This window comes from Anaerotruncus colihominis (assembly GCF_010206195.1).
In the GTDB taxonomy this organism is placed as follows: domain Bacteria; phylum Bacillota; class Clostridia; order Oscillospirales; family Ruminococcaceae; genus Anaerotruncus; species Anaerotruncus colihominis_A.
The window spans coordinates 65,057-90,846 of record NZ_VIQT01000022.1 but is presented as its reverse complement, the minus strand read 5'-3'; the positions used below and the strand labels follow the sequence as shown (position 1 = coordinate 90,846).

General features: G+C 53.3%; 23 protein-coding genes and 1 pseudogene. 16 read left to right on the top strand and 8 right to left on the bottom strand.

Features of this window, described 5'->3' with window-relative positions; all coding sequences use genetic code 11:
• Position 1: 1 nt before the first annotated feature.
• From FMM72_RS15735 to FMM72_RS15725, 3 genes are all read right to left on the bottom strand, one after another.
• Positions 2-826, bottom strand: a complete 825-nt coding sequence (locus FMM72_RS15735) for an ABC transporter permease (protein WP_160210012.1) — start codon at positions 824-826, stop codon at positions 2-4.
• Positions 823-1,704, bottom strand: a complete 882-nt coding sequence (locus FMM72_RS15730; RefSeq protein WP_160210011.1) for an ABC transporter permease — start codon at positions 1,702-1,704, stop codon at positions 823-825. Before FMM72_RS15730 ends, FMM72_RS15735 begins: the two co-directional genes overlap by 4 nt.
• A 106-nt stretch (positions 1,705-1,810) precedes the next feature.
• Positions 1,811-2,971 (bottom strand): ABC transporter substrate-binding protein, encoded by a 1,161-nt coding sequence (locus FMM72_RS15725; RefSeq protein ID WP_162221958.1) that lies wholly within the window; start codon positions 2,969-2,971, stop codon positions 1,811-1,813.
• 373 nt (positions 2,972-3,344) lie between these two features.
• On the opposite strand from FMM72_RS15725, the gene FMM72_RS15720 reads away from it, so the two are divergent.
• The 5 genes from FMM72_RS15720 to FMM72_RS15700 all read left to right on the top strand — a co-directional run bounded on the left by FMM72_RS15720 (position 3,345) and on the right by FMM72_RS15700 (position 8,983).
• On the top strand, positions 3,345-4,382 hold the full coding sequence (locus FMM72_RS15720) for a LacI family DNA-binding transcriptional regulator (RefSeq protein ID WP_160210009.1): 1,038 nt from the start codon (positions 3,345-3,347) through the stop codon (positions 4,380-4,382).
• A 42-nt stretch (positions 4,383-4,424) separates the two neighbouring features.
• Positions 4,425-5,285, top strand: a complete 861-nt coding sequence (locus FMM72_RS15715; RefSeq protein WP_162221957.1) for an L-ribulose-5-phosphate 3-epimerase — start codon at positions 4,425-4,427, stop codon at positions 5,283-5,285.
• A 3-nt stretch (positions 5,286-5,288) separates the two neighbouring features.
• Positions 5,289-6,842, top strand: a complete 1,554-nt coding sequence (locus FMM72_RS15710) for an FGGY-family carbohydrate kinase (RefSeq protein WP_162221956.1) — start codon at positions 5,289-5,291, stop codon at positions 6,840-6,842.
• On the top strand, positions 6,827-7,522 hold the full coding sequence (locus FMM72_RS15705) for an L-ribulose-5-phosphate 4-epimerase (protein ID WP_180322945.1): 696 nt from the start codon (positions 6,827-6,829) through the stop codon (positions 7,520-7,522). Before FMM72_RS15710 ends, FMM72_RS15705 begins: the two co-directional genes overlap by 16 nt.
• Positions 7,523-7,591: 69 nt before the next feature.
• Positions 7,592-8,983, top strand: a complete 1,392-nt coding sequence (locus tag FMM72_RS15700) for a C69 family dipeptidase (RefSeq protein WP_162221955.1) — start codon at positions 7,592-7,594, stop codon at positions 8,981-8,983.
• Between the two features lie 300 nt (positions 8,984-9,283).
• On the opposite strand, the gene FMM72_RS15695 is transcribed toward FMM72_RS15700, so the two are convergent.
• The 3 genes and pseudogenes from FMM72_RS15695 to FMM72_RS15685 all read right to left on the bottom strand — a co-directional run bounded on the left by FMM72_RS15695 (position 9,284) and on the right by FMM72_RS15685 (position 10,466).
• The gene (locus FMM72_RS15695) at positions 9,284-9,583 is read right to left on the bottom strand and encodes a YciI family protein (RefSeq protein WP_160210005.1); all 300 of its coding nucleotides are present in this window, start codon (positions 9,581-9,583) and stop codon (positions 9,284-9,286) included.
• A gap of 129 nt (positions 9,584-9,712) precedes the next feature.
• Positions 9,713-9,915 (bottom strand): annotated as a pseudogene (locus tag FMM72_RS15690) (helix-turn-helix domain-containing protein).
• A gap of 89 nt (positions 9,916-10,004) precedes the next feature.
• Positions 10,005-10,466 (bottom strand): SLOG family protein, encoded by a 462-nt coding sequence (locus FMM72_RS15685; protein WP_160210004.1) that lies wholly within the window; start codon positions 10,464-10,466, stop codon positions 10,005-10,007.
• Between the two features lie 114 nt (positions 10,467-10,580).
• Here FMM72_RS15685 and FMM72_RS15680 point away from each other — a divergent pair, with 114 nt between their 5' ends.
• Complete coding sequence (locus tag FMM72_RS15680; protein WP_160210003.1) at positions 10,581-10,769, top strand: hypothetical protein; 189 nt, start codon at positions 10,581-10,583, stop codon at positions 10,767-10,769.
• Between the two features lie 331 nt (positions 10,770-11,100).
• On the opposite strand, the gene FMM72_RS15675 is transcribed toward FMM72_RS15680, so the two are convergent.
• The gene (locus tag FMM72_RS15675) at positions 11,101-11,736 is read right to left on the bottom strand and encodes a DJ-1/PfpI family protein (protein ID WP_160210023.1); all 636 of its coding nucleotides are present in this window, start codon (positions 11,734-11,736) and stop codon (positions 11,101-11,103) included.
• 116 nt (positions 11,737-11,852) lie between these two features.
• Here FMM72_RS15675 and FMM72_RS15670 point away from each other — a divergent pair, with 116 nt between their 5' ends.
• Together FMM72_RS15670 and FMM72_RS15665 are read left to right on the top strand one after the other, a co-directional pair.
• Entirely contained in the window at positions 11,853-12,803 is a 951-nt protein-coding gene (locus tag FMM72_RS15670) for a helix-turn-helix transcriptional regulator (RefSeq protein WP_160210024.1), read from the top strand.
• A gap of 25 nt (positions 12,804-12,828) precedes the next feature.
• A complete protein-coding gene (locus FMM72_RS15665; protein WP_162221954.1) occupies positions 12,829-13,422 on the top strand; it encodes a uracil-DNA glycosylase family protein in 594 nt (197 codons plus the stop codon).
• Between the two features lie 476 nt (positions 13,423-13,898).
• On the opposite strand, the gene FMM72_RS15660 is transcribed toward FMM72_RS15665, so the two are convergent.
• On the bottom strand, positions 13,899-15,968 hold the full coding sequence (locus FMM72_RS15660; protein WP_162221953.1) for a methyl-accepting chemotaxis protein: 2,070 nt from the start codon (positions 15,966-15,968) through the stop codon (positions 13,899-13,901).
• 377 nt (positions 15,969-16,345) lie between these two features.
• On the opposite strand from FMM72_RS15660, the gene FMM72_RS15655 reads away from it, so the two are divergent.
• The 8 genes from FMM72_RS15655 to FMM72_RS15620 all read left to right on the top strand — a co-directional run bounded on the left by FMM72_RS15655 (position 16,346) and on the right by FMM72_RS15620 (position 25,787).
• A complete protein-coding gene (locus FMM72_RS15655) occupies positions 16,346-17,743 on the top strand; it encodes a hypothetical protein (RefSeq protein WP_162221952.1) in 1,398 nt (465 codons plus the stop codon).
• 34 nt (positions 17,744-17,777) lie between these two features.
• The gene (locus FMM72_RS15650) at positions 17,778-18,857 is read left to right on the top strand and encodes a sugar ABC transporter substrate-binding protein (protein WP_162221951.1); all 1,080 of its coding nucleotides are present in this window, start codon (positions 17,778-17,780) and stop codon (positions 18,855-18,857) included.
• Between the two features lie 90 nt (positions 18,858-18,947).
• Positions 18,948-20,477, top strand: coding sequence for a sugar ABC transporter ATP-binding protein (locus FMM72_RS15645; protein ID WP_162221950.1), 1,530 nt, complete (start codon positions 18,948-18,950; stop codon positions 20,475-20,477).
• Positions 20,478-21,635, top strand: a complete 1,158-nt coding sequence (locus tag FMM72_RS15640; RefSeq protein WP_160210030.1) for a sugar ABC transporter permease — start codon at positions 20,478-20,480, stop codon at positions 21,633-21,635. It begins immediately after the preceding gene.
• Between the two features lie 21 nt (positions 21,636-21,656).
• Positions 21,657-23,117: a M81 family metallopeptidase gene (locus FMM72_RS15635; protein ID WP_160210031.1), complete on the top strand. Its 1,461-nt coding sequence runs from the start codon at positions 21,657-21,659 to the stop codon at positions 23,115-23,117.
• Between the two features lie 529 nt (positions 23,118-23,646).
• Positions 23,647-24,003: a DRTGG domain-containing protein gene (locus FMM72_RS15630; RefSeq protein WP_160210032.1), complete on the top strand. Its 357-nt coding sequence runs from the start codon at positions 23,647-23,649 to the stop codon at positions 24,001-24,003.
• Positions 23,996-24,421, top strand: a complete 426-nt coding sequence (locus FMM72_RS15625) for an ATP-binding protein (RefSeq protein ID WP_160210057.1) — start codon at positions 23,996-23,998, stop codon at positions 24,419-24,421. The genes FMM72_RS15630 and FMM72_RS15625 overlap by 8 nt, the downstream gene beginning before the upstream one ends.
• A 52-nt stretch (positions 24,422-24,473) precedes the next feature.
• A complete protein-coding gene (locus tag FMM72_RS15620; RefSeq protein WP_160210033.1) occupies positions 24,474-25,787 on the top strand; it encodes a [Fe-Fe] hydrogenase large subunit C-terminal domain-containing protein in 1,314 nt (437 codons plus the stop codon).
• Positions 25,788-25,790 lie beyond the last annotated feature (3 nt).

Below are 25,790 nucleotides of genomic sequence, written 5' to 3'. Positions count from 1 at the left end.
TTTATTCTCCTTTTTTAGAGCTCGAGCCGGAGGAGATACCGAACAGGCTTCCGGCCGAAAAGCCCAGCTTGACCAGCAGGATCACAATGCCGACCGCGACCAGAACAATGATGGCGGAAAGGGCGTTCAGATCTGCCTGATAGCCGCTGCGGATGCGGGTAAAGACCAGGGTAGGCAGCGTCTGGGTCCCGATGGGGATCAGGTAGTACTGCACAACGAAGTTGTTGAAACACATGATCATTGCCATGATACCGCCGGCCATGATGCCGGGGACGATGGCCGGCAGCGTGATGTCAAAGAACACGCGGGCGGGCCCGGCGCCCAGCAACCGTGCAGCAGATTCCGGCGTGCGGTCCATAGACACAAAACGACCGTTGACCAGCAGCACCACATAGGGCAGCACCACGATCAGGTTACCGAAGAACATGGAGACCATGCTACGGCCCGCACCGACAAAGGAGAACAGCAGCAGCAGGGAGATGGCCGTCACCAGCCAGGGGATGATGATGGGCAGCTGGATCAACGCATTGAGGCGATTTGACCACTTGGGGGAGTAGGCCTGCAGGCCAAAGGAAGCCATTGTGCCAATAATGATCGCTGCCACCGTCACGCCGAAGGCAAACTTCAGGCTGAACACGCAGGCGGGCAGCAGGTTGCTCTCCGTAAACAGGATCTTGTACCAGTCAAAGGTAAAGACATAGGGGAACATACCATAGGGCGTGGCATTAAAAGACATGCCAATAATAGCGATGATGGGGATGTACATGAATGCCAGTACGATCCACAGGCACGCCACCATGGCACGGTTAAAACCCTTGGAATTCATTCCACGTCACCTCCGATTGCCTTCTGTGCCCTGGCAGTCGCCAGACGGACCAGCCCCATGATAATACTAAGGACGATCAGCAGCGTACAGGACAGGACCGCGCCATAGCCCATGTTCAGCGATCCGGAATACTGCGTATCGATCATACTGCCGACCATCGCACCGTTGGCGCCGCCGACCAGGCCGGGTTCCATAAAGCTGCCCGCCACGGGAACGAACACCAGCAGAACGCCGGACAGCAGGCCCGGAACACTCATGGGGAACACGATGTTGGTGAAGGTCTTCCACTTGTTGGCGCCCAGGATCAGGGAAGCCTGGATCAGGTTATCGCCAATGCCCTCCAAAGAGGAGTACAGGCACAGGATCATGTAAGGCAGGTATTCGTATGTCAGGATCAGAATGGTCGCCTTGTTGGTATACAGCATGGTGGGGACGTTATGGAAGCCGATGGCGTCCAACAGGGTCAGCAGCAGACCGCCGGACTGGATCAGGTTCATCATAGCGTAGATCAGCAGCAGCTGGGAGGTGAAAAACGGCAGAATGACTACCATCATGAAAATACTGCGGTTTTTCGGCTTCACGATCTTGGCAATGGCCCAGGCCGTGGGATAGGCCGCCACAATACATATGAGCGTCACCTTCAGCGCCGTCATCAGGGACTTACCCAACAAGCGCCAGAAGGTATCGGACTCGATCATACGGGTAAGGTTGTTCATGGTCCAACCCGGCCAAGGCTCACCGGCAAAGATATTCCGGTTCATAAAGCTGAACACCAACAGCATCACCAAAGGAACGATCGTCAGGCACAGCAGCAAAACGATACTGGGCGCTGTCCACAGTGTCACAGGCTGGAATTTCTTTTTGCTCAAACTACTCATTTAATTTTGCCACCCCCGGGTTTTTTAAAGGAAATGCCGCCGAAAGGGGTTCCGGCGGCATTCTGTCAGAACTATTGATGAATTCTGCGAATGATATGATCCTATATCAGCTGACAAACTCCTGATACAGGTCGACCCACTGATCCTTCACAGCGGGATCGGCGATGTAGGGCAGCAGCTTGATGATGGTGGGCATGGGATCCAGCTGCAGATCGATCTTCTGCTCGGGAGTCAACGCCTCGATAACTTCCGCGTTGACGGGCGTGTAAGTCATGTACTCACCGGGATAAGCTTCGCTGACGCCGGTAGCCATGGAGGTCTGCTGCTCGGTGCTCATGATCCAGTTGAGCCACTCATAAGCCAGATCCTGCTCGTCGGTGCCTTCCACGATGGCCCAGTAGTCGATGAAGCCAACGGTACCCTCTTCGGGGTGGACCAGCTTGATGTTGGTGCTGGAATCGTGCAGCAACTGGCTGTAGGGACCGGACCAGATCTCACCGGCCCAGAAGTCACCGGCCATCCAGGGCATGATCTGCTCGTCGTTGGTGCTCCAGAAGCCCAGCAGCTGACCCTTCAGCTCGTTCAGAGAGGCGCGGACCTTTTCGATGTCGGCGTTCTCAATATCGTTGGAATCTTCGCCGGCCAGCAGGCAGCCGATGACCCAGGAATCGCCGTCGCCGTTCAGAACCATGACATGGCCCTTCAGGCGGGGATCCAGCAGGTCGCTCCAGTGCTCGATCTCGAAATCAACATAGTCGGGGTTATAAGCGATGGAAGAGGTGCCATTGCACCAAGGCACTGCGAACAGGCTGCCTGTATCATCCACAGCATAGGGGGCCTGGTCCTTGTAAACGTCGGCGATCTTCTCATAGTTGGGCAGCTTGGAGGCGTCCAGGTCAGAGATCAGGCCATCGTCGTGGAACCACTGGGTGTAGTTGTTGGACAGAACAACTGCGTCAATGGTCTTGTTGCCGCCGGTCAGCAGCGTTGTCATCAGTTCGTCATAAGAGTTAAAATAAACATGCTCCACCTGCGCGCCGGTAGCATCCTCAAAGGCCTTCTCGCAATAGGCCTGGTCGGAGTTGTAACCCTGCCAGTTGGCAACGTACAGCGTATGGCCTTCGTAGGGCAGGCCGCCCTCGTTGGCGGGAGCGCTCGTCTCGGCGCCGGGCTTCTCGGTTGCGGGGGGATTTTTTGCAGGGCCGCCGCAGGCGGCCAAGCTCAGGGTCATAACCAGAGCCAGCATCATCGCTAAAATCTTTTTCATATGACATAACGACCTCCTTTTTCTGCGGATATCCAATCCGTTTGTTTACTAAACGCCAATAACTTCATCCCCGTGCAGGAGATTTATTATCTCAATCATACCATGATGTTTCAAGAAGTCAATTCGGAAGTTTGTACAAATACTTTTCTGATTTTTTTATCAAATAGCTAATTGCATCAAATTTTAACCTAATAGTTTATCTATTTTGCTTAATTTTTATTGCTTTTCGCAGTTTCGTGCAAAAACAGTCCCCGTTTTTTTCGCTTCCGCTCTTGCATTCCTTTTCAAATGTGTTAATATAATTTTAAACATTTTTTGTTTATATTTTTCTGTCGCTTTATCTGTTTACTAAAATCAAAAGGAGGGGTGCTGCATGAATCTGCGCGAAATCGCCAAAGAAGCCGACGTATCACTTACCACGGTATCCCTTGTCCTGAACGGAAAGCCCGGCATCAGCTCCGAGACCCGTGAACGCGTGAAGGACCTTTTGCACCAAAACGGCTACGATGTAAAGGGAAAAAGCAAAAGCAGCCGTAGCATCTGCTTTCTCAAGTATCTCCGCCACGCGCATCTGGTCAACGGCAACCCCGGCTTTGTGACCCAGATCATGGACGCCGTGGAGCAGGAATGCCGCAAGGCCGGGTACGACCTTCAGGTGGTGACGATCGACGCCTCGCTGTCCAGCGCCGCCCTGAAGGAATTGATCGGAAAACCCGCCATAAAGGGCGCCATTTTCCTCGGTACAGAGTTGATTCCCAACGATATAGCCCCCTTCCTCACCCTGGAAAAGCCGCTGCTGGTGGTGGACAACTCCCTGTCTTGCCTTCCGGTCAGCAGCGTGACCATGGATAATCAGCAGGCGATCTTTTCCGTTGTAGAGCACCTGGCACAGCTTGGCTACAAAAAAATCGGTTTTCTTTATAATTCCCTTCCCGCCAGCAACGACCAGGAACGGCGCGCCGCTTTTCAGAACGCCATGCGCCATCTGGGCCTGCCCTTTGACACGCGGCTGATCTTCCCTGTGTTCCCCACAATGGAAGGCGCCTACCGCTCCACCAGGGAACTTCTGGAGGCCGGCGCCGCACTTCCCTCCGCCATTATCGCCAATAATGACAGCATAGCCATTGGGGCGATGCGGGCCTTGAAAGACTTCGGTCTGCGGGTCCCCGAAGACATTTCCATTGTCGGCTTTGACGGGCTTCCATTTTCCGCCCTGGCGGAGCCGCCGCTCACTACCGTAAATGTCTCCTGCGAGGGCATCGGGTATTGGGCCATGCAGATCCTGCTGAACACCATCAACGGCCGCTGCACCACCCCCTGCAAAATGGTGGTCGGGACCCAGCTGGACGTTCGCTGCAGTACCATTCCGGCCCATCCCGTCCGCCCCCATCCCCTTCTGCTTCCGGACTGATCACGACCCCCTCAAATTTATACATAAAGGAGCGTTTCTACTATGTTAGGAGATCACTTGCTGGGGTTATACGAAAAAGCATTACCCGCTTCCATGAGCTGGAGCGAGCGCCTGCACGCCGTAAAAGAATTGGGGTTCGACTACATGGAGATCTCCATTGACGAGACCGACGAGCGCCTTGCCCGCCTTTTTTGGACCCAGGAAGAAAAGGACGCCCTGCACCGCGCCATGGCCGAGACGGGGACCCCCATCCCCTCCATGTGCCTGAGCGGACACCGCCGCTTCCCTTACGGCAGCGCTGACCCCTCCATTCGTCAAAAGGCATATGAAATGATGGAGCAGGCCATTTTGTTTGCCCGCGAATTCGGCGTGCGCGTCATTCAGCTGGCCGGATATGATGTGTATTACGAACCATCCACCCCTGAAAGCCTCCAAAGATTCAAGGAAGGTCTGGCCTGCGCCTGTGCACTGGCGGAGAAATATCAGGTCATGCTGTCCATGGAGATCATGGACACCCCCCTCATAAGCAGCATCACCCGCTACAAAGCCTTCAAAGCCGATCTGCCCACCCCCTGGTTCACTGTTTACCCCGACCTGGGCAACCTGACCGCCTGGGGCAGCGATGTGGTGTCTGAGCTGACGCTGGGGGGCAAGGAGATCGCAGCCGTTCATCTGAAGGATACCCTGGCCGTCACACCCGACTTCCCCGGTAAGTTCAAATGCGTCCCCTTCGGCGGCGGATGCGTGGACTTCCCCCTGTGCCTGCGCCAGCTGGAACGTCAGGGCTATCACGGTCCCTATATGATGGAAATGTGGCATCAGCCTGACCAGGACTGGAAACAGGACATCCTGGCCGCCAAATCCTATATCGAACAGCAATTTGCTCTGGCAATGGAGGAATAATACATGCGATATTATTTGGGACTGGACAACGGCGGCACCAGCACGAAAGCCGCCCTCTTTGACGCCGGAGGCCGGCAGATCGGCGTGGAGGCAGCCGCTACCGCTGCCATCACCCCCGCCCCCGGCTTTGTGGAGCGGGATATGAACGATATGTGGCAGGATAACTGCCGTGTCATCCGGGCGCTTCTGGAAAAAACCGGAATCGACTCGGGGGAGATCGCCGGTATCGGCCTGTGCGGCCACGGCAAAGGCCTGTACCTGTGGGGCAAGGACGGACAGCCCGTGCGCCGGGGTATTCTCTCCGCGGATAACCGCGCCTGGAAATACCAGATGGACTGGAGAACTGACGGCACGGAAAAAGCCGCCTTTGCCCTGTCCTGCCAGCACGTAATGGCCTGCCAGCCGGTGGCTTTGCTGGCCTGGCTGCGGGATCACGAGCCCGGTGTTCTGGAAAACACCAAGTGGGTCTTTGCCTGCAAAGATTACGTCCGTTTCCGTCTTACCGGTGAGGCCCGCGCTGAGGTCACCGATTATTCCGGCAGCGGCCTGATGAATCTGCACACCAAGTCTTTTGACCCCGCCTTGCTCAAGCTGTTCGGCATTGAGGCCATTTCGCCCGCTCTGCCGCCGCTGTGCAATTCTCTGGAGATCGCCGGCCGCATTACCGCTGAAGCCGCGCAGGCCACCGGCCTGGCAGAGGGTACTCCCGTCATCGGCGGTATGTTTGATATCGACGCCTGCGCTCTGGCCGTCAACGTGACGGACGAGGAGCACATCTGCATGATCGCCGGGACCTGGAGCATCAACGAATACATTCGCCGCGAGCCCGTCACCGACGGCCGCGTTCTCATGAATTCCCTGTTCTGCCTGCCGGAATACTATCTCATCGAAGAATCCAGCCCCACATCCGCCGGCAACAACGAGTGGTTTATCCAACAGCTGCTGCCCGAGCTGGTGCAGGAGGCAAAAGCGCAGTCCAAGAGCATTTACGCTCTGATGAATCAATGGGCTGAGGAGTTCTCCGCCGCCGATTTCATGCCCATCTTTCTGCCCTTCCTCACCGCCAGCAACGTAGACCCCCGGGCCCGCGCCGCCTTTATCGGCCTGAACGCCTCCCATAGCCGTAAGCACATGCTGCGGGCAGTTTATGAAGGCATTGCCTTCTCCCACCGCCATCACCTGGAAAAGCTGCTGGCTACCCGCGACGGCCGCCCGTGCCGCATCCGTCTGGCAGGCGGCGCAGCCCGATCCCCGGTCTGGACCCAGATTTTCGCGGATGTGATGAACTGCCCCGTGGAAACCGTGGCCGCTGACGAGACCGGCGCGCTGGGCTGTTCTGTGGCTGTTGCCACCGCATTGGGCGACTACGCCACACCCACCGAGGCGGCGGCTGCCATGTGCCGCCTATCCGCCCCCGTATACCCCGATCCCGAAGCCGCCAAGGCTTATGAGAAAAAGTACAACTTGTATCAGAAGGCCATCCGGTGCTTGGACGGCCTGTGGCCCGATATGCAGGCCTACATAGAAGGGAGAGACAGATTATGTTGGAAGCACTGAAAGAGCGCGTCTGCCGCGCAAATCTGCAGCTGGTCGCTCACGGTCTGGTGGTCCTCACCTGGGGCAATGTGTCCGCCCTGTCCGAGGACGGCAAATACATTGTAATCAAGCCCAGCGGCGTCAGCTATGACGTGATGAAGCCGGAGCACATGGTGGTCACCGACCGGGATGGCAACATGGTGGAAGGCGACCTGCGCCCCTCTACCGATCTGCCCACCCATGTGGAGATCTACCGGAGCTTCCCCGGCGTCGGCGGCGTTGTGCATACCCATTCCCGCCATGCCACCGCCCTGGCCCAGGCAGAGCTGGATCTGCCCTGCTACGGCACTACTCACGCCGACTACTTCTTCGGCGCCGTCCCCTGCACCCGCCACCTGACGCAGGAGGAGATCACCGAAGCCTACGAGATCAACACCGGCAAAGTCATTGCAGAGACCTTCCGCGGGAGAAACATTGATCCTGCGGCCGTTCCGGCCGTCCTGGTGCGCAAGCACGGCCCCTTCGCCTGGGGTCCCACTCCGGAGAAAGCCGTGGAAAACGCGCTGGTTCTGGACGAATGTGCCCGCATGGCCCTGATCACCCGCCAGTTTGACCCCGGTGTCGCTTCCGCGCCCCAGGAAATCCTGGATAAGCACTATTACCGCAAGCACGGCGCCGGCGCCTATTACGGCCAGAAGTAACCGTTCCCCCGCAAATCTCCCCAAAACACAGGACACGCAAAATACTGTAATAAGAAGGAGGCTGCGAATATGTGTACCTGCCTGATCGCCGGAAAGAAAGCCACCATCAGCGGCCGCGCCATGCTGGCGGCCAACGACGACTGGGAAAAAATCCCCAGTGTTCTGACCCATACCCCCCGGCGAGGCCACGTCCCCGGCGAAACCTACCTGCTGACTGCGGGCGGGCGGATCCCGGAGATCGCCGAGACCTGCGGTTACAGCTATACCGCCTGTAAGTACAATACCGGCACGCTGGACCGGTCCTGGGCCGGCGGCGTCAACGACTGCGGCGTGGCCGTGGCCGGCACCGGCGCCAGCGCCTTCAAAGCCATTCCGTGCGAGGACGCCCTGCTGGAGCCCGACGATATCCCCCTGCTGGTCCTCACCCGCGGGACCAGCGCCCGTCAGGCCGTCCGGATGCTGGGAGAACTGATCCGGCAGTACGGCATTCGCTATTCCGGCCTGGAGGGTTGCGAAAGCATGGCTACCTATAGCATCGCCGATGCCGAGGAAGGCTGGTTCCTGGAAGTAGCTCCCGGCAACCACTGGGTGGCTGTCCGGGTACCTGACGACCAAGTGGCCGTGCGCCCCAACGCCCTGTGCACCCACGACGCCGACCTGACCGACACGGAGAACGTGCTGGCCTCCCCCGGCCTGGCGGAATACGCCCGGGAGCAGGGCTGGTGGGACGGCGATATCCACCACTTCGACTTCGCGGCAGCTTACGGCAGCGACGTCAGCCCCAACGAGTGGGGCCCTGAGCTGGACAGGATGAACCTGCTGCGCCGCTGGCGTGCCGTCAGCCTTTTCTCCGGCAAGGACATGCCCTACGAAGACCTGACCTATTCTGTGGTGCCGAACCGCCTGCTGTCCATGGAAGATTTCAAAAACGCACTGCGCGACCTGTATCAGGGCACGCCTTATGACCTGTCCAAGGCGCCCGGCGCCGGTCGGTATGGCGATCCCTTCCACGACGATCCGCCCGAATACGCCCTGTGCCGCCGCTGGACCGTCGCCAGCTTCGTGGCGGATTTTCGCAAAGAAGGCGCTCCTGTCATGTGGGTCAGCATGGGCTGCCCCAAGACCAGCTGCTATATCCCCCTGTACGCAGATATCAGTGATCTGCCGGCCTGCTGTGAAGAAACAGAACCCGGCAAGGATACGCCGTCCCTGTTCTGGAGCTTCCAGGCACTGCACTTTCTCACCTGCCGCCGCTATTCCGAGAACATCCCTCTGGTGGAAGCGGCCCTGACCGCTTATGAGCAGGAAGCGGACGAGGCCCTGGCTTCCATCCATGACAAGCTGGCAGCACTCCCCGCCGACCGGCGCCGCGCAGAGCAGACTGCGTTTACCCACCGTCAGATCCAACAGGCCTTGACCCTGTGCCGCGATACTCACACCGCTCTGCTGTACCGGTATTAACTCATTTCGCCGCAAGCAGCCCGATCCTAGCAGAACGGGCTGTCCCAAGCTGTGCAGCCAGTACCAAAGCTGTATCGAAACACGAAAACAGAACGAAGGACAGCGCCGCAAAAGGCGCTGTCCTTCGTTTATGGTTATCGGCCACTCTCCTGGGCGGGTTCAAACAGCTGCACCGCCATGCCGGTCAGCGCCTTCTGCGCCGCGCTTCATGGTCAGACTGTAAAGCAATCCGGATGCCACATCAAATCAGACGATCTTGCCGCGCTCCCCCTCTTACCCCAGTGTTGTTCCTTGCCGCAATTACAGCAAGTAATTATTTTCCCGGTTTGCAATCTGTAAACCGACTAATTTGTAGGTTGCATATCCTCCTATGACCAGCGGCTCTGATTTGCAAATTTCTTCTGCTTCTTCACGGCTCTCTGTTTTTAGGATATACATACCTGCCATTCCCGGATAACCTTTAAAGACGCCGCAGATTTCCAGCTTTCCTTCATCGTCCAGCTTTCTTATATTCTCAACGTGTTCCATAACTACCTGTTTTGTCATTCTATTATAAGTCTTGCTTTTCTCAATCATCATCATGTACATCAATTTTTCCATACGATTTTCTCCTTTACATTCTATAAGGGTTCGCTGAGGGTATTATATTAAATATTTATCCGGCATTAGCAATCTGTCTGTCGCTTCCCGGAAGCGAACTGATATCCTGCGCCTAAAACGGTCTTACGGTCATTTTTCGGTAAACTCAATGACATCACCTATATTGCAATCTAATGTAAGGCAAATTTTATATAGGCTTTCCATTGAAACAAACTCGCTTTTCCCATCTTTTCCAGAACATTAAAGCTGTTCCCTGCCGCCTCTTTCAGTTCGGTCCGATTCATCTTCTTGTCAATCAATAGTTTCCATAGCTTATCATAGCTGACTGGCATTGTGATTCTCCGTTCAAAGCGTCTTCTACAGGATACCACATCTTGTCGCCCTATATCAAGGTAATCTCACAGAAAGAGGGGAATTCGTGTTATAGTTTGACTTCCCTCACAACACGTTTGGCTTGACGTGCATATCTGATTGTCGCTGCTGTGCCACCACTTTTGCGTCCATCATACACTGCAATGACCAGTGTTGAACAGTCCACCATATATCGGTTGCGCACCGTATAGCAGCTTTTGGAATACTGTTCCATATGCGCTTTGAGAATATCACATCCTTTTAGCAGACGTTGAAATTCTCTGTCAGGCGTGCTCATCCAGCCAGGGTAAGGGATCGCCGCTTCCAACGTAATAGGATACTCCGGCTTCAATTCGGCAACAATCCCAGCAAAAATCAGGTCTACGCCAGACGCAAAGCCGCTGACGAAATGCGTATACCCATCTTGAATTGCTTGTAACAACTCCTGATACAACTGATCTTGCACATATGAAATCTTTTCAACAGGAATATCACGGTGGCCCGTCACACAACAAGTATGTTCTTTGTCCATATTCTTACCTCCCAAAAATCCAGACTTATAATAACTCTATAACAAGTCTGTTTTTGAATTGTACCACATAATAGGTCTAAAATAAAGCTATAATGGCTTTATTGGAGGACACCTATGAACAAAGACAACGAAAAGCACTTTGGGCTCAGGGTGGATGGTAATATTTTGGCTAAATTCCGCTATGTCTGCGGCTATGCGGGACGCTCCGCCAACAGCCAAATTATCCAACTGATGCTAAAATTCATTGCAGAGTATGAAAAAGAGCATGGAAAGATTGATTTGAATGAATTACAAAACAAGTAAAAAGTACCGGTAGCAGAAGGTTGGCCACCTTCTGCTACCGGCATTATATTATTTTCCTGCTTGTATACCTTTTAATAAACAAAGAAAGAACAGAAAAGACAAATATGTTTTCCGGCATTGTCCGCTGTACTGACCGCGGCGAAAAGCTGTACTACTGCACAAGCAAAAATTTTGAAGCATGGCAAGAGCATTTTGTGTGTTCCACTTCAAGGCTCAAGGGAAAAGAAGTCTGCCTGACGCATTATATCCGCTTTTTTCTTTCGCCGTTGTGCGGCACTTTTTGACCACTATTTCATTTTCTATGGAAACCCTTCTGCATCAAACAGGTTCATTATTTATCAGTAGATGATAGCGTCTGCATGAGTGCAAAGAAGTGTTGTGGTTTACCAGTTTTGAAATATTCATACCAAAATTCCAGTGTATCGTTTTGAAAAACGCCCAAATATTCAATAATTTGCTTTGCCCACAATAAGCCTCCGGCAGATCCGGCAGTAATCAGGTTGTGCGTTGCGACGGAGGGAGCGTCAACATAAAATTTCTGACCTTTATAGTTAGGCGACACCATCTCAAGAAACCCCTGTCCGTTACTGGTATGTGGACACCGATCTAATAACCCGGAATTTGCCAATTTAGCAGTAGAACCGCAAATCGCACATACCATAGCTCCTACGGAAACAAGGTCATTTGCTTTTTTAATAATAGCATCATGTTTTGGGTTATCCCAAGTATTTGCACCCGGTAATATTAGCACACTTGTTTTGCTGACAGCTATATCATCAATCGTGCAATCGGGAATCACAGTCAGTCCTCCCATTGTTTTGATGGGCATTTGTGATAAACCAACTGTTTTGATTGATATGCAAGGTGCTTCTTTTTTGAAAAACCGTCCGGAATTTAATTCTGAGGTAACATATCCAATTTCCCAATCAGCAAGTGTATCCAAAGTGTAGACATAGACTGTAAACATATAATCCTCCATTTTCAGTGTTGATTTGTTTGCCCCGTTATTGTATCATGTAATGACTGACAATATTATGGCAACAATAGAAGATAACAAGCTGAATTTTGAAAGGTGGCTGTCAAGTGAAAATAGACAGACTTGTTAGTATTATTATGATACTCCTTAATAAAAATCGAATTGGTGCACAGGAGTTAGCAAGTTTGTTTGAAGTTTCACCCCGCACAATTTATCGTGATATTGATGCAATCAATATGGCGGGTATTCCTATTCGTTCAATATCAGGCGTTGGCGGCGGTTTTGAAATCATGCCAGAATACAAAATTGATAAAAAGGTTTTTTCAACCGCTGACCTTTCTGCAATTTTGATGGGGCTGTCCAGCCTTTCTAATATGGTACGAGGTGATGAATTGATAAATACTCTTGCTAAAGTCAAGAGTTTTATTCCCGCTGACAGAGCGAAAGATATAGAATTAAAGGCAAATCAAATCTATATAGATTTGAGTCCGTGGATGGGTAATAGGAATATACAACCATATTTAGAAATGATTAAAGCTGCTTTACAAAATCATAACCTACTTTCTTTTGAATACACGGCTCATCACGGAAATAAAACGGTACGCATAGTTGAACCATATCAGCTTGTACTAAAAAGCAATCATTGGTATCTTCAAGCGTACTGTTATAACAGAAGTGATTACCGTTTATTTAGGTTATCCCGTATATTCAGCCTAAAAATAATGGCGGATACTTTTGTCCCACGAGATTATGAAAAACCAATATTGGATTTTCCGGATGTTCTGGAAACGACGCAAATAGAAGTTAAAATTCGTATCCACAAGTCCGTGATGGATAGGGTGCTCGAATTTTGTACTTATGAAAACTTTACACCAGATGGAGATACACATTATATTGTCAATTTCCCATTCTTCGAGAACGAATATTATTATGATATACTGCTCAGTTTTGGGAATAAATGTGAGTGCTTAGAACCAGTACATATTCGCAACGAATTGCAACGCAGAATATATGATATAGCTGTTATATACGATCAGCAGCAGAAAATAACTATATAATCGTTGATGTAAGGAGAATAAAGATATGAACATAAAAAAAGAACTTGAAATGAAAGTAGGTATAGCAAACGGCATTTATCTAAACGACATTGATATTGACCCGCTTACGATTAAAGCAATTATGATAAATGAAGTTGTTCCCACTGACCCTTTACAGGATTTTTATGGAACCCCTGACGCTGATTATCTGAAAACAACGATCCCCCTTTTGCAAGGGGCGGGAACAGCGGTTACTTCCATACAAGACATATTACAAATGGGTATCTATATCACAAATGCAGTAAAAACCCCAAAGACAGAATATTCCATTGACAGAAGCAGTATTGAAAATAGTTTGCCATATTTAGAAGCGGAGCTTTCTTTATTCCCCAACATAAAGGTTATTATGCTTATGGGTGATGTTGCAAAGAAAGCCTTTAACATGATTACAAAAAAGTCAACAAAGAAAAATGCTGTTCCCGCCGTTTCGACCTATAAATTGCGGAATAGCGAAATTTATTACAAGGGTATTCGGGTAATGCCGTCATACATAATGACAGGAGGGAATATCTTAATCGAAAGGTCAAAAGTAACAATGGCAACCGAGGACATTGCAGCTATGTTGGAAATAATCAAGTAAAACCCCCTATAAAGATTTTGAAAGCCTGACAACCACTGTCAGGCTTTCATAGAAGCTGCCGAACTTGTAGGTGGGATAATTTCCGGAGTGATTGCTAATAAACTTAAAACAGAAAAAATTTACTGGTTGTTTTGGATTATGGGACTAGCAATAGCTGCTTTTGACAGTAGCCTATCGTTTAATCTTCCTGCAAACTTGACCTACATCTGCCACAGAACCGGACAAAGCCGCAGAAACATAGTGTTTCTGCGGCTTTGCGGCGTTTCTGGTATTCATTTTTTGCGGCGTGGTGAGCAGATTATTCTACTATTTTTTATAGATTGCAAAGTGCAATCTATAAAAAATTGGCTATCCGCGCCGTCCCCGGCGCGGGGCCGTTTGATTAAAATGCGCCTGCCCGCAGAGCGGGCAGATGCGCAAAAAAATAGTTGCAAAGCAACTATTTTTTATATCAGCCAAATTCCAAACATTGTGCATCAATCTGCCCAAACCTCAGTATGCAACGTCTGTCCTGCTGTTTGCTGGATCCGGAAGCGCCCGATGAGGCTGTTCAAGGCCCGCGCCTGTTGCGACAGCTCCTTAGAGACTGCCGCGCTCTTTTCCGCAGCGGCAGAATTGGTCTGAACCACCGCCGAAATCTCCCTGATTCCGTTTTCCACCGATGCGATCATCTCCGATTGCTCAACACTTGCGGTAGCAATCTCATCCATTAATTCCTTGATAGATTCAACGCAATCGTTGATGACATGCATAGCGGAGACAGCCATATCCGTAGACTCCGTTCCACTTTTGACGCTTTCAATCGACTGGCTGATCAGCACATTGGTGTTCTGCGCCGCCTCGGCAGATTTGGCCGCCAGGTTCCGGACCTCGTCTGCCACCACCGAGAATCCTTTTCCTGCGCTTCCGGCCCGAGCCGCCTCTACCGCAGCATTCAGCGCCAAAATATTGGTCTGGAATGCGATATCTCCAATGGTCTTGTTAATCGTGCCGATCTGGGAAGAGGATTGGTCGATATTCCTAGTGGCGGCAGTCAGCTGCTCCATCTTCACATCCGCCTCAGCCGCATAACCGGCAGCCCGGCCAACTAAGTCGCTTGCACTGCTGCAGCGCACAGTGCTGGTTTGAAGCTGGGCTGTAATGGCGTTTACATTTGCCGCCAGCCCGTCAACCGAAGTGGATTGCTCCGCCGCCCCCTGGGCCAGCACCTGGGCGCTGGAGGATACCCGCTCTGCACTGGCGTCAACCTGACCAGCTACTTGGGAAATGTCGCGAATCACATTCAGCAAATTCGTGTGAATTGATTGCAAACTTATGAACAGGGCTTTGAAATCGCCAATATAATAAGATTCATTCTCAAGAACATCAACGGTAAGATTTCCATTTGCTATTTCACCCAGAATCCGCCCCACATCATCAATGGTCTTTCGCAGGCAGCCGCAGACATGATGTGTGGTCTGGGCTATGATACCGATCTCATCCGACCTGCCGTAAAAAACCTCCAGTTCCTGGTCGGCAGAAAGATTCAGCTCGCCCAGGCGTCCAATGGCCTGTTCTACCATCATCAGATCCCTGCCCTCGCGGCGCAGTATCAAAAGTGTGACCAGAATGACAGCGGCAACCACAACCGCACACAATACGCCAACCAAAACACGTATCGTTGTTACAGAACCATAAACCTCTGTAGCATGATCTCGAACCATGAACACCCAGCCGCGGTCCTCAAGATATTTGTAAACCACCAACTGCCTAACCCCGTTTTCATCGCGATAGGAGTATGTACCGGCTTCGGTGCCGCCCTCCGCCTGGATACGCCGGATAATCTCCTGGTAACCGGCGTCGGTCGTTTCCGTGTTCAGCAGCTCGTCATTCTCATGGTAAAGGTATACGCCGGTATCTACATTCAAAAACACGTATTCGCTGCCGGGAAGGCCTTTGATGTCCAAATTTAACAAGGAATCCATAAGATGGCTGGCGTAAACGCCGGCTCCAACGTACCCAATACACTTTTCCCCTTCAAAAACGGGGTAGTACATAGATAGGATCATACTGCCAGTACCAGGCGACTTCATAATTCCTAAGTTGGTCAGTTCCCGCTGGGACAGGATCGTATCCTGAAAGGTCTTTAACGACTCCCCTGACCTCGTTGTCATACCAACGGCGCCCTGGGAGGTATGGGTCAAAACATGGGTTGTTGGAGTGGCAATGTAGAGCCCCTCGAACACATCCTTGACGGCTGCAAAATCCTCCGTATACTTCTGGGCTTGCTTTAGCAGCGCCGGATCGTCCGGATTCAAAAGAAGTTCGCGAACCTCGCTTCCCAAGGCGAATGCAGTCATATACTCCTCTGCGGAAAGCACATATTCATGAATGATTGCAGCACGGGACTCCACAGCATCCGTCATCTGGTTGGTAATATCGTTTTTGACGATAGATGCAGCGTTGGTGGAAACCACGAGCCAAAGCAAAAGCATTCCGACCAGGATAATGGATGTTATAATCACTCCGATCCGTACAGCAAGCTTTTTGTTCTCAATCAATCTCACAATACTCTCCCTCATGGACATAGATTTTTGGATTGAAATTACCTTATTCACTGAATATTTTAGATTCAGGAAACTGCTCGGAAGATTTTTCCCGGTATTGAATGCCTATATTATAATGTATCTGTTCCCACATATCAAGAATCTTTCCTATGGAATTCAAGCAATGCTTTGCAAAACAGTGTTTGGGAACAAAATTTGCTCGCCCGCTTTTTATTCTATAAAAAGCTGCCAAAAGCAAAAATGAAAATTTGTGATTATTCATAATTATCATCAAAACTTGTTGACAAATCATGCTGTTTTATTAATAATATAGTCAAGTTATTTTTTTATTCCCATTTAATAACGCCATGGGAGAAATTAAAAAGGAGTGTATTATCATGGGAACGATCCGGATTACACAAGCCGACAGCTTCTTTTTTGAACGGCAAAAGCTCCCGCTCCCTCATTTTACTGCTGAAGATTATCTTGCAAGGCTGGATCTTCTTACCGGCCGGATGCGCGAAAAGGGCGTCAGCCATGTCGTGATCTACGGTGATAGGGAGCATTTTTCCAATATTGAATACTTTTCCAGCTATGACTGCCGCTTTGAGGAGGCCCTGCTGATAGTGGACAGCGAGGGCGGACGTTGGATCATCGTCGGCAACGAAGGGATGGGGTACAGCCATCAGATCCCCTATCCGATCAACCGGATGCTCTATCAGCACTTCAGCCTCCAGGGACAGCCCCGCGACAGCAGCCCCACGCTTGAAAAACTGCTGGAACAGGCAGGTATCCGGCCGGGAAGCCGCGTTGGGGTGGTAGGATATAAATATTTTTATTCCGCGCACACCACCGATCCGCTGCACAGCTTTGACCTGCCGATGTATATCATGGAGGCGGTTTTTGCGGCTGCGGGCCAGGAAAATGTGGAAAATTTCACCCATGAGATCACCGGGCTGCCTGACGGCATCCGGATGCGGGTTTATTCACCAAAGGAAGTCGCCTGGGCGGAATACAGTGCGACCAAATCGGCCGATGTCCTGCTCAACCTGTTCGACGCGCTCAAGGTCGGCGGGCAGGAGCTGGAAACCTCCCGCTATGGGAAAATCGATTTCACACCGGTGTGTATGTACAGCCTTGTCAATTTCGGAGCGTCCAACCTCTCGCTCGGCCTGCGCAGCCCGGACGACAGCGTTTTGAGCCTGGGGGATCCCTGTGGGCTTTGTTACGGCGCCCGGGGGAGCCTGACCTCACGCACCGGAATTGCGGCAAACAACGAGAACGATTGGCCGCAGGCGCTCGCGGGGGAGCTGGAAAATTTCTATATGCCGTTTTGGTCCGCGATCGCCGCATGGTATGAAACCATTCGGGCGGGGACGACCGGCGGCGCGCTTTACGACGCGGTTATGAAAATAATAGGCGGCCCCGAATTCGGCGTCGCCCTCAATCCCGGCCACAACACAGGGATGGATGAATGGACAAATTCCCCTGTCTACCAAGGCTCCACATTGCCGGTTTTGAGCGGCGCCTATATGCAGTGCGACATCATTGCGTCGCGGCAGGAGCCATATTTCCACAACGCGATCTGTGAGGACACCGTCATCATCGCAGACGAGCCGCTGCGCGCCGGGATTGCGGCGCAATATCCTGAAATGTACGCCCGCATTCGGGCGCGGCAGGAGAAAATGCGCTCGACGCTCGGCATCCGGCTGGATGACAGCGTCCTGCCGATGAGCAACCTCAACGGCGCATATTTCCCGTTTATGCTGGACACATCCCGCGTGTTTGCCAAATAAGGCGCGGGCCTATTTAAAAATTCAGGAGGTAGCTATGAAAAAGTTTTTGTGTGGATTGTTTGCATTTATTCTATCTGCATCCCTGCTGACCGGATGTCAGCCGCCTGCCCCAACGGACGCCGGCGCGTCCGCCGGGCCCGCGTCCTCGGGAGAGACGCAGGCGGACAAGCCGGCGGACGGCGAACGGATCAAAATCGGCGTTGCCTTTGCATCCGAGGCGCAGTACCGCTTTAAATTCGACAAGGAGATCATGGAGCAGAAGGCGGAGGAGCTGGGCGCCGACATTATATTCCAGTATGCGAATTACGACGCAACCAAGCAGGCCAATCAGGTTGAAAACCTGATCTCCCAGGGGATTGACGTGCTGGTTCTGAATGTGGTAAGCGGCAACATGGTAAATCTTGTAGAGAAGGTACGCAGCCAGGGCATCCCGGTTATCACCTTTGACAATACGGTTGAGGGCGCGCAGGTCGACCTGAATGTGGACCGGGACAATGTGAAGGTTGGGCGGCTCCAGCTTGAATCGGCTCTTGAATATATGGGACCGGATGGCGGCAACGTCGTACTGGTCAAGGGCGACCCCGGCAGCGCGGTCGCACAGAGGATCAGCCAGGGCTATGAGGCTGTCGCGGCGGAGCACCCGGAGCTGAACATCGTGGCGGATCAGTTCCATGAGGCGTGGAGCCCTGACAAGGCGCTCAAAACCGTTGAAAATGCGCTCTCTGCAAACAACGACAATATCCAGGCGTTTGTCGCGTCCGCCGACTCGGTCGCTTTGGGCATCGTTCCTGCCATCAAGGCCGCGAAGCTGGACGGCAAAGCATTCCTCTGCGGGATGGATGTGGAGATCTCCGCCGCCAAGCTCATCAATGAGGGCGTTATGACCATGAGCATCTGGACCGATATTGTCTCCGGCGACCAGCGCACGATTGAAGCCGCGGTCAAGCTGGGCAGGGGCGAGGAAATCACGCCCGACGAGATCCAGCAGATCGGCGGGTTTGACATCCCTGTCCTTTTGGTGGACGTTATGCCCGTCACAAAGGATAACCTACATCAGTGGCTGGACGAGATCGCGCCCGCCGGATGGGCCACCGAGGAGGAGATCTTCGGCTGACCGCAAGGCGTCATAAAAACGCTCTAGTTTGACTGTTTGACGCGGGGCCTTCGGGCCCCGCTATTATAAAGCAAAAAAGGGGGCGGCATCTTGCCGAATGCAGTATTAGAGATCCGCGAACTGACCAAACGCTTCCCCTCTGTCCTCGCGGTCGACCGGGCCACCCTGTCGATTGAGCCGGGCAAGGTTCATGCGATCGTCGGTGGAAACGGCGCCGGGAAATCCACGCTTATGAAAATGCTTTCAGGAATTTATCCGTATGGGAGCTACGAAGGAGAATTTTATGTGGACGGGCGGCCATGCCGGTTCCGGTCGATTATGGATGCCGAAGCCAACGGTATTTCGATGGTCCCGCAGGATCTAAACATGGTCAACGAGATGACGGTTGCAGACAATCTGTTTATCAATCGCCAGCCGGGACGCGCCGGGCTGGTCAACCAAGCCGTTATGATGCGCAGGGCGCAGGAGATCATCGACGACTTTGGGCTGCATATCAACCCCAACAGCCTGGTGAAGGAGATCGGTATCGCACAAAAGCAGCTTATCGTGATCGCCCGTGCGATGCACAATCAGGTCAAAGCGCTGATTTTGGACGAGCCGACCGCCACGCTTTCCAGTGAAGAAAGCGAGCTGCTGTTCGCCAAGGTGCGGGAGCTGCGCGGCAAAGGGATCGCCTGTATCTATATCTCCCACCGGTTGGAGGAAGTGCAGAGCTTGTCGGACACGATTACAGTCATGCGCGATGGACGGATCATTGAAACCGATGCGGTTGAGCGCATGGACGAGCGGCGGATCGTTTCGCTGATGGTCGGCCGGGATGTGGACGATTTCTATCCTCCGCGCACGAACAAGCCCGGCGATGTGGTTTTCCGCGCAAAAGGCGTTACAGTCTACAACCAGAAATTCCCGGATAAAAAGGTGGTCGACAATGTGGCGTTCGACCTGCGCTCCGGCGAAATCCTTGCGGTCTATGGGCTGGTCGGCTCGGGGCGCACCGAGATGGCGATGGGGATGATCGGCGCTTGGAAGGGCAACGTCGAATGTGAGGTTGAGGTCAAGGGCAAGGCCGTTGTAAGCCGCAATCCCGCGCAAGCGCTCAAAAACGGCATCAGCCTGCTGCCTGAGGACCGCAAGCGGGAAGGCGCGATCGCCAGGCAGTCTGTAGGAAGCAACATCTCCGCCTCGAGCCTGCCGCGTTTTTCAAAATTCGGTGTGATAAACAGCCTGCTGGAAAAGCAGAACAACCAGGGGATGATCCGCTCCATGTCCATCAAGACCCCGTCGATGGATGCGCTGATCGAGACGCTCAGCGGCGGCAATCAGCAGAAGGTTATTCTGTCGCGGCTGATCTCGGCGGATTCCCCGGTTTTGATCCTGGACGAGGCGACGCAGGGGGTCGATGTGGAAGCGAAAACACAGATCTATCATATTCTGAACAGTCTCACAGCGCAGGGAAAGGCTATCCTGTTTATCTCGTCTGATATCGCGGAGGTGATGGGGATTGCCGACCGGATTATGATAATCCGCCACGGCAGGGTAGTCAAAATTCTTGATAATCAGGCTCTCGATAAGGAGCAGGTGCTCTGGTATGCGACGGTCGGAGATGAAGGAGGAAAATAAATGGCTGGCAGAGATCTCAAATCCATTTTAACCGGCAAGGCTGGCAAGAATATCCTGATGGCGGCCGGCGTCATCATCCTGATGTGTATATTTAATCTGTTGACCGGCAATATCTTCACTTCCGTGCGGAATCTTACGCTGCTGATGAAGCAGGGTTCCGTACTTATGATTGTGGCGTCGGGCTTGATGCTGCTGCTGATCGAACGCAATTTTGACCTGAGCGGCGGCGCCGCGGTCTATTTTGTCAGCGTAATCGCGGCCCAGTGCGCCGTCACCTATAAACTTCCGCTGCCCCTCGCCCTGCTGATTGCGATGCTCTGCGGCCTGCTCATGGGCGCGCTCAACGGTTTTTTCATCGGCTATGTGGGCATCCCGGCGTTTATCGGTACGCTGGCCGCGCAGCTTTTGTTCAAGGGGATCGGCTACACATGGACCAATGCGGCGACGATCGGCCCGCTCTCGGACGAGTTTGCATGGCTGAGCGAGGGGTACATCCCGCCGGCTGCGAGCGCGGTTTTGATTGCGGCGGTTGCATTGGCCGCCTGCCTGTTCTGCATTTCCGACTATAAAAAGATGCGCCAGTGGTATGGCAGCGTCAACCGCCTGTTTACCCGCATCGCAGCGATTGTGATTGCCGCCGCGCTGGCAATCTGGATCTTCACCGGCTATTATGGTATACCGATGTGCGTGTTCTTTGCGGCGGTGATGGCCTCGATCACGGGGTTTATCTCCAACAAGACCGTATTCGGACGGCATATTTACATCATCGGCGGCAACCCGGAGGCGGCAAACCTTTCGGGAATCAAGACAAAACGCCGCATCTTCCAGTCATATGTCTATATGGGCGTGATCTATGGTGTAGCGGGTATCGTGATCACCGCACGGTTGGGCGGTTCCACCGCTACCTCCGGCAACCTGCTCGAGCTGGACGCCGTTGCGGCGGCCTGTATCGGCGGGACAAGCATGTCCGGCGGCGTCGGCCGGATCACCGGCGTTGCGCTGGGCGTACTGGTGCTTTCCGCTGTGGATAATGTGATGAGCCTGATGAACGTCTCCTCATATTTGCAGATGGTGGTCAAAGGCTTGATCCTGCTTCTTGCAGTCTGTATGGATGTCTGTATGAACCAAACCAAATTCCGCCTGAAGAAGGCCAAATAAATAATAAACAGAGGGAAAGCTATGAAAATTGCTGTCGGCTTATTTTATCTGGAATGCAACACCTTTAACCCCGACCTGGTCGGACGGGAGCAGTTTGTCTTCGCCGAAGGCCAGCAGGCGCTCCCCTACCTGCATATATGCGATCTCTTCAAAGAGGAGGGCTTTGAGCTGGTGCCGACCATCATGGCCTCCACACTGCCGGCCGGACGGCTCAAAGAGGACGATTTCTGGTTTTTTGCCAACAAGATTTTGGATACCGTGCGGGCAAACCCTGATCTGGACGGCGTCTTTCTGCACCTGCATGGCTCGATGGAGGTCGAAAATATTGGCTCCGGAGATCTGCGGCTTGTGAAGGAGCTGCGGCGGATTGTCGGGGACAGCCTGCCGATCGGCATCGCGCTCGATGCGCACGCCAACAACGACGCGTCCCTTGCCGATTATGTAAACATGATGCGTGGATACCATACGATACCTCATTCAGACCAGCCGGAAACCGAACAGGCGGTCGCGCGTGCGCTGGTGAAATTTATCCGGGAAAAACAACGGATCAAACCTGCGCTCACCATTGTGCCCGCGATCATCTCGGGAGAAAAGGGGCTTTCTGCCGCCGAACCGCTCAAAGGTCTGATTGAAAAAGCCGAAGCTTACGAACAGATGGAAGGGATTGAAAGCGCAACCGTCTTTATGGGCGACCCGTGGTCCGATTGTCCAAACAGCCATCTTTCGGTCGTGGTGGTTCCCGAACGGGAGGAATACAGCGAAAAGGCCCGTGCGCTTTCACGGGAATTGGCGCAGGAAATGCTCGACCTGCGCCGGCAGTTTGATTTTGAGGTTCCGGCGCTATGTCCGCCCGAGGCGCTTGCACGCGCGCTGGCATTTGAAGGCGGACAGGTATTCATCACTGACTCGGGGGATAACACAACCGGCGGGGCAGTGGGGGAAGGCACCGAGATGCTCCGCCTGGTCATGGCCTGCCCCGATTTAAAGGGCAAAAAGGTTTTGATCACCGCGATCCATGATGACGCCGCCTTTGCAGCCTGTATGCATGCGGAAATCGGCCAGCCGGTTTCGCTGACGGTCGGCACCGGCCGGGATGAAACTTCTGTCCCGACCGAAATTTCCGGAATACTCAAATGCCGCGGCAAGGTGCTCGGCTATCTCAACACCGACAGCGACGAGTGCGGGGCCTGCTGTACGGTATCGCTTGGGGCGGTGGATGTTGTGATCTCCAACGCGGCGACTTCCTTTATTACGCCGGGCCATTTTGACGCCGCCGGCACACCGCTGGATCATTATGACATTTTGGTGCTCAAACAGGGGTATCTGTTCGCGCAGCTCAGGCCGCTTGCCAAGCTGGCAATGATGGCGGTTACAAAGGGCGCGACCTACCAGTTTATTGAAGAACTCCCGTACAAGCATCTTATGCATCCCATCTTTCCATTTGAGGATGTTTCTACAATCGAGCCTTTAGGGGCTGTTTGAAAAACCAAAACTGCCGGCGCCTATTTTGCTTTCAGTCAAAAACGATATGGAGCGGTACCTTTCTGTTTCTGTCAAAAGGTACCGCTCCATATCATTTTGTGTATGAACCGCACAAACTCCGCCCGTGCCGCTCGAAACTGGACGGTTGCGAAACGTGCCATGATATGATATACTGAAACTTACATAATTTCGCGCCCCAGGGGTGCACGGTTTTCGTGTGTTTTGTTAAAAAACAGACATATGACCATGCAGGCGGCCGGCCCAAATTCGCGGTACAGCCTGTGAAAACGCAGCGCCCGCCCCGCTGTTCGCGGCGCAGCCTGTGAAAACGCAGCGCCTGCCCCGCTGTTCGCGGCGCAGCCTGTAAAAACGCAGCGCCTGCCCCGCTGTTCGCGGCGCAGCCTGTGAAAACGCAGCGCCCACCCCGCTGTTCGCGGCGCAGCCGACTAAAGTTTTTTGCCGAGCTTTTTTTCAAAAAAGCGGGGGCCTTTTTTCAAAAAAGCCGGGACTTTTGACAAGGAGGGTATCTATGACCGTACGCGATATCCAGAAAATACTGCGCGCAGATTTGCTGTGCGAAGGCGATCATCTCGACGCCCGGGTGCATACGGCCTGCGGCAGCGATATGATGAGCGATGTGCTTGCATATGTCAAGGATCAGAGCGTCCTTTTGACAGGGCTTGTCAATGCGCAGGTGGTGCGGACCGCTGAAATGATGGATATGCTTTGCATTGTATTCGTGCGCGGCAAGCGCCCGGACGAAGCAATCGTCCAACTCGCGCAGCAGCGCGGTATTGCCGTTATGAGCACGCCCTACCGCATGTTCACGGCGTGCGGGCTGCTTTATGAGAACGGGTTGAAGGGTGGCTGTGAAACGGATGTCTGAATCGATTAAATTGTCCTACTGCGTGCCTGGCGACGATTTCACACGCGCAGGCGAGGCATCCAGCGACGTAAAGGGCGTGCTCAAAAAGCTGGGGCTTTCCCCGGTTGTGGTGCGCAAGGTCGCCATTGCCATGTATGAGGGCGAAATCAATATGGTCATTCACGGCGGAGGCGGACAGATCGCGGTTGAAATCGGCGGCGAGGATATCCGCATGTCTCTTTCCGACCACGGGCCGGGTATCCCCAACATTGCCCTGGCCATGCAGGAGGGCTGGTCCACCGCGCCCGAGGAGGTGCGCAATCTCGGCTTCGGCGCGGGGATGGGGCTTCCGAATATGAAAAAATATTCGGATGAAATGGAGATCATCAGCGCGCCCGGTGAAGGCACAACCGTCAATATGACGGTGCACATCGCTTGATTTCCATTTGAACCAGCCTCTTTGTACACCCATCTGAAGGGAGGCCGTCCACATGGATACGGCGAATTTTTTTCATTCCGTAACACTTGACCGCGACAAATGTCACGGCTGCATCAACTGTGTCAAACGCTGTCCCACCGAAGCGATCCGCGTGCGCGGCGGCAAGGCCAAAATCATCAAGGAACGCTGCATCGACTGCGGCGAATGCATCCGTGTCTGTCCGCACCACGCCAAGCAGGCAATTTTTGACCCGCTGTCCGTCATGGACCGCTTTACCTATAAAATCGCGCTGCCCGCGCCCGCGCTCTATGGGCAGTTCAACAACCTCGACGACATCGATCTCATTCTCGGCGCGCTGCTGCTGATGGGGTTTGACGAGGTGTTTGAGGTGGCGCGCGCCGCCGAGCTTGTTTCCGACGCAACCAGGCGCTATATGGCCCAGGAAGATATTCTCCGCCCTGTGGTCAGTTCCGCCTGCCCGGCTGTGCTGCGTTTAATCCGTGTCCGCTTCCCCGAGCTGATCGAGCATGTCCTGCCGATGCACGCCCCGATCGAAGTCGCCGCCCGTATGGCCAAAAAGCACGCCGCCGAAAAAACGGGCCTGCCGCCCGAACAGATCGGCGCAATTTTTATCAGCCCATGTCCGGCCAAGGTGACGGCCGTCAAGATGCCGCTCGGCTCCGAAAAGAGCTGTGTCGACGGCGTGCTCGCTATCCGTGAGGTATATCCCAAGCTGATCAGCCTCATGCGCGAAGTCCCCGGCTCGGTTGATTTGGCGCGCACAGGGCGCATGGGTATCGGATGGGGCAGCAGCGGCGGCGAGGCCGCTGCCGCGCTCAAGGAGCGGTATCTTGCGGCGGACGGCATCGAAAATGTCATCCGGGTGCTTGAGGATTTGGAGGATGAAAAATTTTATGACCTCGATTTTGTGGAGCTGAACGCCTGTTCCGGGGGCTGTGTCGGCGGCGTGCTCACGATTGAAAACCCATATGTCGCCAGGGCAAAGCTCAAGCGTATCCGCAAATATAGGCCGGTATCCTGCAACCATATCGACGGCGAGGATCTCTCGGCCTTTTTTTGGGACGAGGCGGTTGAATATGAGCCTGTGCTGGAGCTTGACGCGGATTTTCGCACAGCTATGGAAAAGATGAAAACCATGCGCGAAATTGAAGCGCGCCTGTACGGCATGGACTGTGGATCGTGCGGCGCGCCCTCATGCAAGGCGCTCGCCGAGGATATTGTGCGCGGCTTTTCTACCGAGGAAGCATGTATCTTTAAGCTGCGCGAGGAGATCGACGGCATGGCGGAAAGCCTGCGCCGTCTTTCGCGCGTGATGCCGAAGGCGGACGGCGATAAATCAAGATAGGAG

What these genes read in the sequence shown, in the direction of transcription:
- FMM72_RS15735 (WP_160210012.1), bottom strand. Translation starts at nt 826, where the DNA reads ATGAATTCCAAGGGTTTTAACCGTGCCATGGTGGCGTGCCTGTGGATC.
- FMM72_RS15730 (WP_160210011.1), bottom strand. Translation starts at nt 1,704, where the DNA reads ATGAGTAGTTTGAGCAAAAAGAAATTCCAGCCTGTGACACTGTGGACA.
- FMM72_RS15725 (WP_162221958.1), bottom strand. Translation starts at nt 2,971, where the DNA reads ATGAAAAAGATTTTAGCGATGATGCTGGCTCTGGTTATGACCCTGAGC.
- FMM72_RS15720 (WP_160210009.1), top strand. Translation starts at nt 3,345, where the DNA reads ATGAATCTGCGCGAAATCGCCAAAGAAGCCGACGTATCACTTACCACG.
- FMM72_RS15715 (WP_162221957.1), top strand. Translation starts at nt 4,425, where the DNA reads ATGTTAGGAGATCACTTGCTGGGGTTATACGAAAAAGCATTACCCGCT.
- FMM72_RS15710 (WP_162221956.1), top strand. Translation starts at nt 5,289, where the DNA reads ATGCGATATTATTTGGGACTGGACAACGGCGGCACCAGCACGAAAGCC.
- FMM72_RS15705 (WP_180322945.1), top strand. Translation starts at nt 6,827, where the DNA reads ATGTTGGAAGCACTGAAAGAGCGCGTCTGCCGCGCAAATCTGCAGCTG.
- FMM72_RS15700 (WP_162221955.1), top strand. Translation starts at nt 7,592, where the DNA reads ATGTGTACCTGCCTGATCGCCGGAAAGAAAGCCACCATCAGCGGCCGC.
- FMM72_RS15695 (WP_160210005.1), bottom strand. Translation starts at nt 9,583, where the DNA reads ATGGAAAAATTGATGTACATGATGATGATTGAGAAAAGCAAGACTTAT.
- FMM72_RS15685 (WP_160210004.1), bottom strand. Translation starts at nt 10,466, where the DNA reads ATGGACAAAGAACATACTTGTTGTGTGACGGGCCACCGTGATATTCCT.
- FMM72_RS15680 (WP_160210003.1), top strand. Translation starts at nt 10,581, where the DNA reads ATGAACAAAGACAACGAAAAGCACTTTGGGCTCAGGGTGGATGGTAAT.
- FMM72_RS15675 (WP_160210023.1), bottom strand. Translation starts at nt 11,736, where the DNA reads ATGTTTACAGTCTATGTCTACACTTTGGATACACTTGCTGATTGGGAA.
- FMM72_RS15665 (WP_162221954.1), top strand. Translation starts at nt 12,829, where the DNA reads ATGAACATAAAAAAAGAACTTGAAATGAAAGTAGGTATAGCAAACGGC.
- FMM72_RS15655 (WP_162221952.1), top strand. Translation starts at nt 16,346, where the DNA reads ATGGGAACGATCCGGATTACACAAGCCGACAGCTTCTTTTTTGAACGG.
- FMM72_RS15650 (WP_162221951.1), top strand. Translation starts at nt 17,778, where the DNA reads ATGAAAAAGTTTTTGTGTGGATTGTTTGCATTTATTCTATCTGCATCC.
- FMM72_RS15640 (WP_160210030.1), top strand. Translation starts at nt 20,478, where the DNA reads ATGGCTGGCAGAGATCTCAAATCCATTTTAACCGGCAAGGCTGGCAAG.
- FMM72_RS15635 (WP_160210031.1), top strand. Translation starts at nt 21,657, where the DNA reads ATGAAAATTGCTGTCGGCTTATTTTATCTGGAATGCAACACCTTTAAC.
- FMM72_RS15630 (WP_160210032.1), top strand. Translation starts at nt 23,647, where the DNA reads ATGACCGTACGCGATATCCAGAAAATACTGCGCGCAGATTTGCTGTGC.
- FMM72_RS15625 (WP_160210057.1), top strand. Translation starts at nt 23,996, where the DNA reads ATGTCTGAATCGATTAAATTGTCCTACTGCGTGCCTGGCGACGATTTC.
- FMM72_RS15620 (WP_160210033.1), top strand. Translation starts at nt 24,474, where the DNA reads ATGGATACGGCGAATTTTTTTCATTCCGTAACACTTGACCGCGACAAA.